We start from the raw sequence: 12,893 nt of genomic DNA, 5'->3' as shown, positions 1-12,893 counted from the left end.
GATCAGACCTTCGGCCCCGCTTTTTCATCGCCCGGAAGGACCGGATAGTCGGCGCCCTCCCACGGGGACAAAAAGTCGAACTTGCGGAATTCCTGGTTGAGCTTGACCGGCTCGTACACCACCCGCTTCTCCTGGTCGTCATAGCGGACCTCGAGGAAGCCGGTGGTCGGGAAATCCTTGCGCAGCGGATGACCCTCGAAGCCGTAATCGGTCAGGAGGCGGCGCATGTCGGGATGACCGACGAAGATCACGCCATAGAGGTCGTAGGCTTCGCGCTCGAACCAGTCGGCGCCGGGAAACACCTCGATCAGCGACGGCACCTGCGTGGTCTCGTCGGCCTGGGCCTTGAGCCGGACCCGCGCGTTCAAGGTCGGTGACAGGAAATGATAGATCACGTCGAAGCGTTTTTCGCGCGACGGATAATCCGCGGCCGTGATGTCGGTGAAGTTGATGAAGCGGCAGTTCGGGTCGTCGCGGAGGTACTTGACCACCTCGACGATCTTGCTGACCTCGACATCCACCGTGAGCTGGTTGAAGGCCACCGAATGACCGATGGCGGCGCCCGGAAGCGCGCTAACGATCGTCTGCCCCAGGGCGTCGAGCTTGGCGTCGTCCATGACGTAAAACCTTAGCGTTCGATGGTGCCGGTGCGGCGGATCTTCTTCTGCAGCAGCAGCACGCCGTAGAGCAGCGCTTCCGCCGTGGGCGGGCAGCCCGGCACGTAGATGTCGATCGGCACGATGCGGTCGCAACCGCGCACGACCGAGTAGGAATAGTGATAATAGCCGCCGCCGTTGGCGCAGGAGCCCATCGAGATGACGTAACGCGGCTCGGGCATCTGGTCGTAGACCTTGCGCAGCGCGGGCGCCATCTTGTTGGTCAGGGTCCCCGCGACGATCATCACGTCCGACTGACGCGGCGAGGCGCGCGGCGCGAAGCCGAAGCGCTCGACGTCGTAGCGCGGCATCGACACCTGCATCATCTCGACCGCGCAGCAGGCGAGACCGAAGGTCATCCACATCAGCGAGCCGGTGCGCGCCCAGGTGATGAGGTCGTCGGTCGCGGCCACGAAGAAGCCCTTGTCGGACAGTTCCGAATTGACCTCGAGGAAGAACGGATCATTGGCCCCGACCGGCTTGCCAGTCGACGGGTCCAGGATGCCCTTGGGGGCCGGCGCGAGAAGCGGACCGGCGGATGACACAGGGTTCAATCCCATTCCAGTGCGCCTTTCTTCCATTCATAGGCGAACCCGACCGTCAGCACGCCAAGGAACACCACCATGGACCAGAAGCCGGTCGCGCCAAGCTTGCCGAACGCCACCGCCCAGGGAAACAGGAACGCCACCTCGAGGTCGAAGATGATGAAGAGGATGGCGACGAGATAGAAGCGGACGTCGAACTTCATGCGGGCATCGTCGAAGGCGTTGAAACCGCACTCATACGCCGACAGCTTTTCCGGGTCCGGCTGCTGGAACGCCACGATGAACGGCGCGATCAGCAACACCAGGCCAATGAGGCCCGCTACCCCTATGAAGACGACGAGTGGAAGATAGTTCTGCAGAATGCCGCTCATTGACGAGCCCTTTTTCCCGCAGCCTCGGGACAGCCACGGATTCGTCCAGTTTGGAATTGTTCTGAGCCTTAGCGCAGTGCACCAATGGGCGCAAGACACGCTCTTTTTAGGCCCTTCGTCGCCCTCAGAACGGTGGAAATCCCGGAATCACCCCGCGGCTGGTATGGAGCAGATCGACAGCCCCAGCAAGAGCGCCCCGATCAGTCCACACCCGCTGGGCCGTGACGTCCGTTGTTGAGAAGGCTCACTTTATCTAGGCCGCGACGCAGCAATGTCCAGATTACAACGAGGACAGGCGCGCCCACCATCGGGCGAGCGATCCGGGAGCCATGCATCACGATCGGACCCGGGCTCGTCTGGCGAATGCGTCGGGCGGGCGGCGCCCGCTTCCGCCGCCGCGGAAAATCAATGGCGAGCGCGGCGGCGACGTGGCTGGGTCGTCGCGCGCCGCGCTCGCATGAGCTTCGGGCCGGGGGGCATGGCCCGCGAGCTCATCGATCTCGTTGCGGAAGCCGCTGACGAGCCGGTCAGGCTCTCACGATGGACTTCCCTCGCCTGTTCTCGTCATTTGCCTCACCATTTGTAGGAAACGCTGGCGGTGACGCGCCGGCGGTCGCCGTAGAAGCAGGAGGACGCCGCCGCGCAGCTCGCGACGTAGATCTTGTCGGTCAGATTGACCACGTTCAGCGCGGTGCGCCAGTTCTGCCATTCGTAGTGGAGCGCGAGATCGCCGAGCACGACCGCGGGAACCTCGAGGGTATTGGCGGTATCCGCCCACGACGAACCGACATAGCGGACACCGCCGCCGAAGCCGAACCCCGCGAGCGGCCCGTCCTTGAAGGTGTAGTCCGCCCAGCCCGACACCAGGAGCTCAGGCGTGTTGGTCGGGGTCTTCCCGACTAGCGCCGGGTCCAGATCCCTGCTGTTGAACAAATGGTAGGCCGTGAACGAGCCGATCAGCTTCAGCTCGCGCGTGGCGTTCGCCACCGCTTCGAGCTCGATGCCGCGCGATGTCACCTCGCCGGTCTGGTTCTGCAAGGTCGTGACGACAGGATCAGTTGTTGCCACGTTCTGGCGCTTCAGGTCGAACAGCGAAGCGGTGAAGTAGCCGTCAAATCCCCGCGGCGCGACCTTCACGCCGATTTCCGCCTGCTGGCCGGTCTCCGGCAGGAACAGCTGGTTTTGCGCGTTGAGGCCGATGATCGGATTGTAGCTCGTGGCGTAAGACACATAGGGCGCGATGCCATTGTCGAAATTATAGATCAGCCCGGCGCGCCCGCTGAACTTGCTGTCGTCGCGGCTGGCGAGCGTGGCGCCGGTATCACGGCCAGCCTGCGTCGTCTCGACCCAATCGTTGCGGCCGCTCAGCACCAGCGTGAAGTTGCCGAGCTTCATCTGGTCCTGAAGATAGGTGCCGGCCTGCTTCTGCGTGATCTGGAAGTTGCGGAACGGTGCGCCCGTCAACGGAATGTCAAATCCATAGGAGGGATTGAAGACATTGATCGAAGGAACGGTACCGAAGTTGAAAGCCTGATAATCGTCGATCTGGTAGCCCTTCAAATCGACCCCGAACAGCAGCGTATGCCGCACCGCGCCGGTGTTGAAGCGGTACTCCAGCTGGTTGTCGAGATTGGCCTGGTTGGCGGTGTTCTTTGCATACCAATTATAGCGACCGAGACTGCCCGTGTTGATGTCAGCCCAATTATTGCCGACGTAGCCGCGATAGGTCACATCGACGTGGGCAAACCGCGCATTCTGCCGGAACGTCAAATCGTCGGTGAGATTGCGCTCGAACTGATAGCCCAGCATCTCCTGCTCGCGCGTGAACTTGTCGACGCTGGGATCGCCGGCGAAAAAGCTGGTCGGGATCTTGCCGAACCGAGCGTTGGTCACCGTGCCCTCATAGGGCAGGAAGTTGATGCCACGGGTTTCCTGCCGGGAAGCTGAAGCCAGCACCGTGAACGTCGTGTCGGCGTCCGGCTTCCAGGTCACCGACGGCGCGATAAAGTAGTTGTTGTCCGGGGTGAAATTGACCTGCGTAGGGCCGTTCTGGACCTGGCCGACGACGCGGTAGAACAACTTGCCGTTTTCGGGCTGGGTCGCGACCGGACCGCCGACATCAAAGCCGACATAAGCGTTGCCGAAATTGTTGACGCCGGTCTCGATGAAGCGGACGGGGTCCGCGGGCGGCATCTTGCTGATGACGTTGACGATGCCGCTCGGGCTCGATCCGCCATAGAGCACGGCCGACGGACCGCGCAGCACCTCGACGCGCTCCATGTTGGGCGTCTCTAGCTTCCAGCTCGCATAGGACGTGTAGAACAGCTGCATGCCGTCGAGAAACAGTCCGAGGTCGTCGGACTTGAAGCCGCGGATCAGCCACCAGTCGTTGCGCGTGTCCGCGCCGAACGTCCCGGCGCGGACGCCGGCGGTATAGCGCAGGACTTCGTCGAGCTTGTTTGCCTTCTGGTCGCGGATCTGCTCCGCGCCAATCACCGACACCGCCTGCGGCGTCTCCATGATCGGCGTGTTGGTCTTGGTGCCGGACGAGCTGCGGCCGGCGACGTAGCCGTGCACCGGGCCGAGCGGGGTCTCCACGGAACCGACATTGCCCTGCGGCTGCGGCTTGCTTCGGTTGGCGGTCTGCTGGGATGATCGCGGCGCGCGGCGCTGGACGGAGGGCGCCGCCCGGCGGCGCGCTTCCGGCGCGGTGACGGTGACCGACGGAATGTTCTGCGCGCCACTCTGCGCAGGAGATTGTGCAAGCGATGCCTGCGGCACCAAAACCCAAGCGGATGCGGTCGCCAATACGGCCGACCGCAGCATTCCAAGACTGTTCAACGCGCAACCCCAAAACTGCATGTTTTGATTTGCCCATGCCGTCAGTCCCATGACGGCATGCGCTTGCGGTGACGCTTAGGGGAGCGCGCGCGAATTCCCTAATTGAAAGCCTCTTAGAAAGAGTCTTGGAAGGGTTCTTGGAAAGATTCTTGGAAGCGATCCAACATGTCCCGGATTGCCGAAACGTCAGCGCGAAGTCTTCTCGCTCTCGAGCATCTCGGCAGCGATCGTCGTCAATTGATCGACCTGCTGCAGCAGCGCCTCGAACTCGGCTTCGCTCAGATGTTTGCGCAAGCGCCGATTGCGCTCCTGCGCACCGGCGACGATCGCATCATGCGCCGCAAGGCCGGTTGCGGTCAGCGAGACCAGAACCTCGCGGCTGTCTTTCGGGTTCGCTGATTTCGCGATCAGCTTGCGCGAGACGAGTTCCGCAAGCGCGCGGCTGATCTGCCCCTTGTCCTGGCCGACAGCTTCCGCAAGCCGCGCCACGCTCATCGGCGGCCGCCGTCCGAGCGAGGCGACCAGGCCAAACTCGACCGAGGACAATCCGGCGAGACGCTTGTAGCGCAGGATGGCGCCGCGCTTGAGCAAATTGGCCAGCACCATCAGCCGCGACGACAGCATCACAGTGATCGGCGCCGGCGACTGACTTTCGTCCGCATCGGACGATGCGCGCCCGGCCCTGCTTGATGTCTGGCTCATGATCCACCTCTGCCAAGAAAGCCGCGGCGTGCCAAGTCTTGGTAGCGCAACCTCCCCAGCCTGATCCGAATGCGACTAAGAGGCATTTGGAAAATCGTTGACATTGTCATCGATCAGCCCTTCACTGGTGTTCAGGGCGTCACAAGCCGAGCCAGCAAGGCCGACAGCGGGAGGATCAGCATGACCATCACCCAGCGAGATCGCGATCTCGGCACGGCCTATGCGATGAAGCCGGCGCACACGCGCACCGAGCTCACCTCGGTCGTGCGCGGCACGCCGATGGGCGAACTGCTGCGACGCTACTGGCATCCGGTCGGGCTCATCAGCGATGCCACCGACACCCCGAAAAAGGTTCGCGCGCTCGGCGAGGATCTGGTGCTGTTCCGCGACAAGCACGGCCGCGCCGGACTGCTCCACGCCCGCTGCTGCCACCGCGGCACCACGCTCTATTACGGCAAGGTCGAGGAGGACGGCATCCGCTGCTGCTATCACGGCTGGAAGTTCGACGCCGAAGGTCACTGTCTGGAGCAGCCCTGCGAGCCCGACGGCGGCCAGTTCAAGGACAAGGTGCGCCAGCCCTGGTATCCGGTCGAGGAGCGCTACGGGCTGATCTTCGCCTATATGGGCCCGGCCGAGAAACGCCCGGTGCTGCCGGCCTATGATTGCCTGGAGACCATGGACGACGGCGAGTTCGTGGAGGCGGACGATTCCTCGATCGGCGGCGGTGGTCCGGCGATCATCCCCTGCAACTGGCTCCAGCATTTCGAGAACGTGGTCGATCCCTACCACGTGCCGGTGCTGCACGGCTCCTTCTCGGGTCCGCAATTCACCAACATGATGGCGTCGATGCCGGAGGTGACGTTCGACAAGACGCCGCGCGGGATCGCCGTGCGCTCGATCCGCAAGCAGGATGACGGCAAGGTGTTTTACCGCGTCACCGAGGCGGCGCTCCCCACCTTGCGCGTCGTGCCAAACCCGCGCGTGGCGCAGTTCGCCCGTGTCGAGTCGATCGGCTGGACGCTGCCGATCGACGACACCTCGTTCCGCATCTACGTCGCCGGCCGCGTCAAGAACCCCGGCGACATCGGGCGCATGCGCTCGAAATTCAACGGCAAATTCTGGTGGGACATGACCGAGGAAGAGCACCAGCAATTTCCCGGCGACTATGAAGCCCAGGTCGGCCAGGGCCCGCAGACCATCCATTCCGAGGAGCATTTCGGCCAGAGCGACCGCGGCATCCTCTTGATCCGGCGCATGCTGAGCGAGCAGCTCGAGGCGATGGAAGCAGGCCGCGATCCGATCGGAATCTCGTTCGATGTGAGCGCGCCTCGGGTCGAATTCGAAGCGGGGAATTACATCCGCGACGCGTGAAGCAGCCAGCTCCAATCAAAGCTGGACCGACAACGATAACAAAGACTAATTGGGGGAAGCGATGGTCGATGTGACGTCACAAATGTCGGTGCAAACGGCCGCCACGGCAAAACCCTCGGCGCGGCGCTATTACGTGCTGGGCCTGCTCACGATCATCTACGCGCTGAACTTCCTCGACCGCACGATCTTCAACGTGCTGATCGAGCCGATCAAGAAGGAGTTCCAGCTCAGCGACACCATGATGGGCCTGCTCGCGGGCTTCGGCTTCGCCCTGTTCTATTCCCTGCTCGGCATTCCCATCGCGCGCGTCGCCGACCGGCTCAACCGGCGCAACATCGTCGCCGTCGCCTTTGCGTTCTGGAGCGCGATGACGGCGTTGTGCGGCGCTGCTTCGAGCGTCACGTCGCTGGCGGTGGCAAGGATCGGCGTCGGCATCGGCGAATCCGCAGGCTCGCCCGCCTCGCAATCGATCGTCGCCGATCTTTTCGCCAAGAACGAGCGTCCGCGCGCGCTCGGCATCTACGCCGTCGGTACCTATCTCGGCGTCTTCCTTGGTTATTTCGTCGGCGGCTACGTCAACCAGCACTATGGCTGGCGGATGGCGTTCTACGTCGCGGGCCTGCCCGGCATCCTGCTCGCTATTATCCTGTGGCTGACGATCTCCGAGCCGAAGCGCGGCGCCATGCAGGAGAATTTCGTGCCCGAGCCGCTCGGGCCGACGCTGCGCTTCCTGGCCTCGCAGCAGAGCTTCATCATCGTGCTGATCGGCTTCTGTCTCACCACTTACACGAACTACGCGACCGCGGCCTGGATCCCGCCGTTCCTGGCGCGCGTGCACCATCTGTCGAGCGCCGAGATCGGCACCTACGCCGGCACCTTCAAGGGGCTCGCCGGCATGGCCGGCACCCTGCTCGGCGGCTTCGTGGTGGCGCAGATCAGCCGCCGCGACGACCGTTGGAAGCTGTGGGCGCCCGCCATCACCTCGGGCCTTGCCGGCCCGGTGTTCGCGCTGTGCATGCTGACGCAGGACTTTGCGATGATGGTGGCCATGCTGGCGCTGACCTCGTTCCTGGTCGGCTTCCATCTCGGGCCGATCTTCGCGATCGCGCAGACGGTGGCGAAGCCGAGCATGCGGGCGCTGGCCTCTGCCCTGATCGCGCTCACCGCCACCTGCTTCGGCCAGGGCGTCGGCCCGCTCGCCGTGGGCATGGTCAACGACGCCCTGAAGGGCACTTCCGGCGCCGACGCCGTGCGCTATTCCCTGCTCTCGGCGGCGGTCACGACCACGCTGGGGGCGCTCCTGTTCGTCTGGGCGGCCCGCACGATCCGGAACGATATCGGCCGGGCCGCAGCCTGACGCCGGCCCCGGACGCCTCCCGGGCGAAACCCGCTCGCGGGGAGATGAAACCATTTTGCGGAACCCGCGAAACCATCCGGAAACAGACGGTCCTTACAAGAAGAGCCATAGACGGCGGCAAAGCCCGTCGGGAGGCTCAGATGAACCACTCCATTCACTCTGCTGATCGTGCGACCCACCTCAAGATCGTGGTGGTGGCGCTGGTAGCCGGAATCACGGTGGCCGGCTTCGGGATCGCAGCTCGCACCAATGCCGATTACAGCCAGACCGCCCAGTCCGCCCACGTGATCAAGGCCGGCAAGCCGGTCGTCGTGACCAGCGCCGGGACGTCAGAGATCCGCTGAGGACGAAAAAGGTCCGGTTTGATACCAAATGGCCGCCTTCGGGCGGCCTTTCTGATTCAGGCGACGAGCGAGTGAGCCAACATGAAGCGGGTCAATAGCTGCCGCAGCAGTGCTTGAATTTCTCGCCTGAACCGCAGGGACAAGGATCATTGCGGCCGACACCGCTCTGCCCATAACGCAGCCGGTTCAGGGCCTTCCTGTTCTGCTCCAGGATCATCTTGCGACGCGTCTCCTGCACGCCGATCACGGCAGCATTGTCGCCGGCGTCCCAGAACGCCTGCGGCTTCAGATGGGCGAGCTTGCCGCTGACAAAGACCGGGTAGAACCAGCCGAGCGTTCCGTCGCGCAGGCGCTGCAGCGTCGTCAAATCGTAGAGGAAGAAACCTGCGGCCAGCAGCATCGCGTTGATGTGCTGGAAGTCGTCAACGTCGGTCTCGCAGACGACGACGCTGCAATTCTCGAGCACGTCACGCGCGCCCTTCAGCGCGGCCTGTTCCGCGCCCTGCACATCGAGTTTGAGCAGGAACGGCGGCTTGAGCGACAGCTCTTCGACCAGCGCATCAAGCGTCGTCGCCGGTACTTTCACCTTGCTGGTGGTGAGGTCGTTGACCCGCGACCAGTAGACGTCGCCCGCGGGACGCAGCGATGACCAGTAAGGATGCACGGATTCCGTGATCTCGATCTCGCCCTCGTGGTCGGTGATGGCGCAAATGCGATAGTGCCCGCCAAGCACCTCCTTGATCGCCTTGAGGGAGTCCTCGTAGATCCTGTTAGCGTCGACGTTCAGTGGCACCGCGCCGCTGAGGCACGACTGATGGTTGAGCACGAAGTGCCCGTCGGCGCAGCCCAGATCAATCACGGTCCCGTAGCGCACGCCCTTCGCGAACAAATTTTGCAACGTCGCGCTGAAATCGGCTGCCTGCATCAACTCGATCCGAACAATCCCGGATTGAGCGGTACCATGTGATCAACGGCGCGATCAACTCGAGCGTCTGGCGACCGTCGCGCGCGGGCGAGGGAATTTTGCGCGGGTCGAAGACAACAAAGCATGCGGAAGTCGGGGGCGCGCACGACCCGGGATCGAAGCGGGATGAGGATTTGAAGGTAAGGGTATGAAAGGATTGCCAAAAATGGCGCGAGAGACGGGGCTCGAACCCGCGACCTCCGGCGTGACAGGCCGGCGCTCTAACCAACTGAGCTACTCCCGCGTGACACGCAAATGTCTGCGGAACGAGGGGGGACTTAAAGGCCGGACCTGTTGAAGTCAAGGATGTTGCGTCCACAGCCTGAACGGGGCGGATTTCCGTCGAGGGCGCGCACGGACGTGACCCGCGCTCATGCCGCGGCGTAGTCAGTCCGGTCCCGAATCGTCTACGCCTCCGGAACTTGGCGGTTCAGGGATCGTCACCCGACCACCGGCAAGCATCGAGGAGGCCAGATATGGCGAAGAAGGCTGCCGCTCCCGCCACCATCACGCTCAAGCACCTCGCTGCCGACATTGCGGAGAGCCAGGACCTGTCGAAGAAGCGCGCTGAGGCCGTTCTGACCGACATGGTCGACCTGATCACCAAGCACCTGAAGAAGGGCGACCGTGTCCGGATCGTCGGGCTTGGAATCCTCCAGGTTCGCAAGCGCGCCGCCCGCACCGGCCGCAATCCCGCCACCGGCGAGCCCATCCACATCAAGGCCAGCAAGAAGGTCGCCTTCCGCCCGGTCAAGGAACTGAAAGAGGCGATCTGACCCCTCACGTTTCGTTAAGCCTGATCAGCGTCCTCCGGCCTCACCGCGCCCTGCTTTTCTGGTATACCGCCCCTCTCCCCTGACCCGGCGGTTTGACCAGAAATGTCCTCCCTCACCTTTTCGCATACCGTAACCGAGCGCTTCCTGCGCTACGTCACCATCGACACCCAGTCCGATCCGGAATCCCCGAGCTCGCCCTCGACCGAGAAGCAGAAAGATCTCGGCCGTGTGCTCGCCGCCGAGCTCAGGCAGATGGGCGTCGAGGACGCGCATCTCGACGATTACGGCTACGTCTATGGAACGATCCCGGTGAACACGACGAAGAAGGTGCCGGTGATCTGCTTCTGCTCGCACATGGACACTTCGCCCGACGTTACCGGCAAGAACGTCAAGCCGCAGGTCGTGAAGAACTATCGCGGCGGCGACATCACGCTGCCGGGCGACACCAGCCAGGTGATCCGCTTCGCCGAGCATCCGGCGCTGAAGGACCAGATCGGCAACGACATCATCACCACCGACGGCACCACCCTGCTCGGCGCCGACAACAAGGCGGGCGTGGCCGAGATCATGGATGCCGCGCATTTCTTCATCAACAACCCGGACGTGAAGCACGGCACCATCAAGATCCTGTTCACGCCCGACGAGGAGATCGGCCGCGGTGTCGACAATGTCGACATCAAGAAGCTCGGCGCCGAGTTCGGCTACACCATGGACGGCGAGAGCGCGGGCAGCGTGGAGGACGAGACCTTCTCGGCGGACGGCGCCACCATCACCATCAACGGCGTCAGCGCCCATCCCGGCTATGCCAAGGGCAAGATGGAGCATGCGATCAAGATCGCCGCCGCCATCGTCGAGCGCCTGCCCCGCGAAGGCTGCTCGCCCGAGACGACATCAGGCAAGCAGGGCTTTCTGCATCCGATCGGCATCGAGGGCGCGCTGGAGCAGGCGACGCTCTCCTTCATCGTGCGCGACTTCACCGAGGAAGGGCTGAAGGAGAAGGAGATCCTGCTCGCGAACATCGTCAAGGACGTGATGAAGGATTTTCCGCGCTCGACCTACACATTCGAGGTGCGGGAGCAGTACCGCAACATGAAGCAGGTAATCGATCGTCACCCGCACATTCTCGAATACGCCATCGAAGCGATCCGCCGCGCCGGCCTGCGCCCGATGCGCACCGCGATCCGCGGCGGCACCGATGGCTCGCGCCTCTCCTTCATGGGCCTGCCCTGCCCCAACATCTTCGCCGGCGAGCACGCATTTCACTCCCGGCTCGAATGGGTCAGCCGGCAGGACATGGAGAAGGCGGTGCAGACGATCGTGCACCTCGCCATGATCTGGGAGGAGAAGGCCTAGCGCCTCTCGTCAAAAGACGATGGCCGGGATCGCTCCCGGCCATCGTCCTGCACGTCAGGGCACCGGCATCGCGCGCGGAGAGCGATGGAGGCGGTTCGAGCTTGCCATCCAGTTCGGCAACGGCTCTCCATCGCGGTGCCGCCCGCCGGCCACCGCCGCAGCCCAGGCCACGGCAGCGCCGATCAGGGTTGCTGCGGCAACGGAGAAGGCGACGATGATGGAATTACGCCGCGCCCGATTGATCGCCGTCCTTGAATCCGCGATCAGCGCGTCGACCCGTCGTTCCGAGTCGGGAGCGGCGAGTCCCGTCAGCGCGGCCACCTGCTGCACCAGATAGGTCCGATCATCGGTGCTGATGCCGCTGTGGCTCGATGACGTCATCAAGATGCGTCCTGCTTCGGCGCGGGCTTCCCTGAGGTCGGTGTTAGGGGGCCGCCGCGGCGCGCGAAACAGCTTGTCCAGCTCGTAGCTCAACAGAGGCTCGGCGGCGGAGGTATTGCTCGCCGAACTGCGCATCGGCGAACGATCAATCGCAGCTGCGCCGAGTATCGCGAGCAGAGCGGCACCAAGCAGCACGGCAAGCGCCCAGGACATCAGGCCATGCAGCCCGTCCCGCCGTTCGCCGTCGTCTTCGATCGTTGTGATCGTCGGGGCTGGTCGCGTTGTCCGGCCGGCGACATAGCCGCCGAAGCCGAAGCTGATAATCGCCTGGATGATCAGATACAGCCCCGACAGCAAAGCCAGCGCCGCCGATGCATCGCGCCATGTCGGCGAGGCTGAACTGACGCCCAGTCCGACGGCGACACCAAAGCCGACCAGGATGAACGACATTGCGCCAGCGGCCAACGCGCCTGCGATCACCGAGCTCCACTGAATGGTGCTCCGGTCATCGGCAGCGACGCCGCCGCCTTCCATGATGTCTTCCCGTATGAGAGTTTCCATCGTCATCGCCGCTCTCTCAGCGCAGGCCGAAGAACGACAAGATCGCCATGACGACGACGATCAAGCCGATGAGATAAATCAATCCGTCCATGGTCCGTCCTCCTCGATTTCTCCTCGTCGCTAATCACGACGAAGAAAGAACGTTCCAAACTGGACCGAGCCGCGGGAACGAACCGGCGCGATGCGGATTAGCTGTCCAAGTCCCGAGGATGAAGTTTGTGAGCACGAAAGCCCCAGCCGGTCAGTCCCGCCTGGGGCTTTCTTTTTGGGCGGCGGTTCCTGTCCTATGTTAACGACGTCGGCTCTCCGATCATCAAGGATGCGATCGGGGCGGAACCTCCGGATCGGGAGAGCGGCGTGGATCGCAGAACCGCGTGCCTTCATCAGGCAGATGCATTCCGGGAAAAGGCGATCGCCGATCCCGAGCACCACGACCAGTGGATTGATGAAGCCATCAAATGGCTGGAACGGGCCATGGAAGCCGGCTGTCGCGCCGTCGTGACGGTCGAAGCCGGCGATGTGCCGAACGCAGCAAGCGGAACGTCAGCCGATGCTCAGTTGAGCTTGATCACGCGCCAATAAGAAGCGCTGTCGACTTCGCAATCGCTGCGGCAATTGTTCCAGGGGACGTAACAATGTTGCGGGTCGACACTGTTCCCGCCCCCATGCTA

General features: G+C 63.4%; 13 protein-coding genes and 1 tRNA gene. 6 read left to right on the top strand and 8 right to left on the bottom strand.

Annotated elements, in window-relative coordinates; genetic code table 11:
- Positions 1-2: 2 nt before the first annotated feature.
- From IVB48_RS03400 to IVB48_RS03380, 5 genes are all read right to left on the bottom strand, one after another.
- Positions 3-617 (bottom strand): NADH-quinone oxidoreductase subunit C, encoded by a 615-nt coding sequence (locus IVB48_RS03400; RefSeq protein ID WP_247397453.1) that lies wholly within the window; start codon positions 615-617, stop codon positions 3-5.
- 11 nt (positions 618-628) lie between these two features.
- Positions 629-1,216, bottom strand: coding sequence for an NADH-quinone oxidoreductase subunit B (locus tag IVB48_RS03395; protein WP_247397450.1), 588 nt, complete (start codon positions 1,214-1,216; stop codon positions 629-631).
- Entirely contained in the window at positions 1,207-1,572 is a 366-nt protein-coding gene (locus IVB48_RS03390; protein WP_007603535.1) for an NADH-quinone oxidoreductase subunit A, read from the bottom strand. The genes IVB48_RS03395 and IVB48_RS03390 overlap by 10 nt, the downstream gene beginning before the upstream one ends.
- Before the next feature lie 573 nt (positions 1,573-2,145).
- A complete protein-coding gene (locus tag IVB48_RS03385; protein WP_247397448.1) occupies positions 2,146-4,398 on the bottom strand; it encodes a TonB-dependent siderophore receptor in 2,253 nt (750 codons plus the stop codon).
- A gap of 201 nt (positions 4,399-4,599) precedes the next feature.
- A complete protein-coding gene (locus tag IVB48_RS03380; RefSeq protein WP_027567203.1) occupies positions 4,600-5,115 on the bottom strand; it encodes a MarR family transcriptional regulator in 516 nt (171 codons plus the stop codon).
- Between the two features lie 180 nt (positions 5,116-5,295).
- Here IVB48_RS03380 and IVB48_RS03375 point away from each other — a divergent pair, with 180 nt between their 5' ends.
- The 3 genes from IVB48_RS03375 to IVB48_RS03365 all read left to right on the top strand — a co-directional run bounded on the left by IVB48_RS03375 (position 5,296) and on the right by IVB48_RS03365 (position 8,187).
- A complete protein-coding gene (locus IVB48_RS03375) occupies positions 5,296-6,486 on the top strand; it encodes an aromatic ring-hydroxylating dioxygenase subunit alpha (protein ID WP_247397445.1) in 1,191 nt (396 codons plus the stop codon).
- 61 nt (positions 6,487-6,547) lie between these two features.
- Positions 6,548-7,843, top strand: a complete 1,296-nt coding sequence (locus IVB48_RS03370; RefSeq protein WP_346658963.1) for an MFS transporter — start codon at positions 6,548-6,550, stop codon at positions 7,841-7,843.
- Positions 7,844-7,983: 140 nt separating this feature from the next.
- Complete coding sequence (locus IVB48_RS03365) at positions 7,984-8,187, top strand: hypothetical protein (protein ID WP_026232877.1); 204 nt, start codon at positions 7,984-7,986, stop codon at positions 8,185-8,187.
- A gap of 91 nt (positions 8,188-8,278) precedes the next feature.
- Here IVB48_RS03365 and IVB48_RS03360 read toward each other — a convergent pair whose 3' ends face one another.
- Positions 8,279-9,112 (bottom strand): FkbM family methyltransferase, encoded by an 834-nt coding sequence (locus tag IVB48_RS03360; RefSeq protein WP_247397440.1) that lies wholly within the window; start codon positions 9,110-9,112, stop codon positions 8,279-8,281.
- A gap of 206 nt (positions 9,113-9,318) precedes the next feature.
- A tRNA-Asp gene (locus tag IVB48_RS03355) sits at positions 9,319-9,395 on the bottom strand.
- 178 nt (positions 9,396-9,573) lie between these two features.
- On the opposite strand from IVB48_RS03355, the gene IVB48_RS03350 reads away from it, so the two are divergent.
- Positions 9,574-9,927 (top strand): HU family DNA-binding protein, encoded by a 354-nt coding sequence (locus tag IVB48_RS03350; protein WP_256468853.1) that lies wholly within the window; start codon positions 9,574-9,576, stop codon positions 9,925-9,927.
- Between the two features lie 102 nt (positions 9,928-10,029).
- Entirely contained in the window at positions 10,030-11,280 is a 1,251-nt protein-coding gene (gene pepT, locus IVB48_RS03345; RefSeq protein ID WP_247397437.1) for a peptidase T, read from the top strand.
- 54 nt (positions 11,281-11,334) lie between these two features.
- On the opposite strand, the gene IVB48_RS03340 is transcribed toward pepT, so the two are convergent.
- Positions 11,335-12,228, bottom strand: a complete 894-nt coding sequence (locus IVB48_RS03340) for a hypothetical protein (protein ID WP_247397434.1) — start codon at positions 12,226-12,228, stop codon at positions 11,335-11,337.
- A gap of 351 nt (positions 12,229-12,579) precedes the next feature.
- Between IVB48_RS03340 and IVB48_RS03335 the strand changes: the two genes are divergently transcribed.
- Positions 12,580-12,804, top strand: coding sequence for a hypothetical protein (locus tag IVB48_RS03335; RefSeq protein WP_027567210.1), 225 nt, complete (start codon positions 12,580-12,582; stop codon positions 12,802-12,804).
- The last annotated feature ends 89 nt before the right edge of the window (positions 12,805-12,893 follow it).

Source organism: Bradyrhizobium sp. 76 (assembly GCF_023073025.1).
GTDB lineage: Bacteria > Pseudomonadota > Alphaproteobacteria > Rhizobiales > Xanthobacteraceae > Bradyrhizobium.
The sequence above is the reverse complement of the archived record's forward strand: the minus strand, read 5'-3'. Positions and strand labels throughout refer to the sequence as shown.

What these genes read in the sequence shown, in the direction of transcription:
- IVB48_RS03400 (WP_247397453.1), bottom strand. Translation starts at nt 617, where the DNA reads ATGGACGACGCCAAGCTCGACGCCCTGGGGCAGACGATCGTTAGCGCG.
- IVB48_RS03395 (WP_247397450.1), bottom strand. Translation starts at nt 1,216, where the DNA reads ATGGGATTGAACCCTGTGTCATCCGCCGGTCCGCTTCTCGCGCCGGCC.
- IVB48_RS03390 (WP_007603535.1), bottom strand. Translation starts at nt 1,572, where the DNA reads ATGAGCGGCATTCTGCAGAACTATCTTCCACTCGTCGTCTTCATAGGG.
- IVB48_RS03385 (WP_247397448.1), bottom strand. Translation starts at nt 4,398, where the DNA reads ATGCTGCGGTCGGCCGTATTGGCGACCGCATCCGCTTGGGTTTTGGTG.
- IVB48_RS03380 (WP_027567203.1), bottom strand. Translation starts at nt 5,115, where the DNA reads ATGAGCCAGACATCAAGCAGGGCCGGGCGCGCATCGTCCGATGCGGAC.
- IVB48_RS03375 (WP_247397445.1), top strand. Translation starts at nt 5,296, where the DNA reads ATGACCATCACCCAGCGAGATCGCGATCTCGGCACGGCCTATGCGATG.
- IVB48_RS03370 (WP_346658963.1), top strand. Translation starts at nt 6,548, where the DNA reads ATGGTCGATGTGACGTCACAAATGTCGGTGCAAACGGCCGCCACGGCA.
- IVB48_RS03365 (WP_026232877.1), top strand. Translation starts at nt 7,984, where the DNA reads ATGAACCACTCCATTCACTCTGCTGATCGTGCGACCCACCTCAAGATC.
- IVB48_RS03360 (WP_247397440.1), bottom strand. Translation starts at nt 9,112, where the DNA reads ATGCAGGCAGCCGATTTCAGCGCGACGTTGCAAAATTTGTTCGCGAAG.
- pepT (WP_247397437.1), top strand. Translation starts at nt 10,030, where the DNA reads ATGTCCTCCCTCACCTTTTCGCATACCGTAACCGAGCGCTTCCTGCGC.
- IVB48_RS03340 (WP_247397434.1), bottom strand. Translation starts at nt 12,228, where the DNA reads ATGACGATGGAAACTCTCATACGGGAAGACATCATGGAAGGCGGCGGC.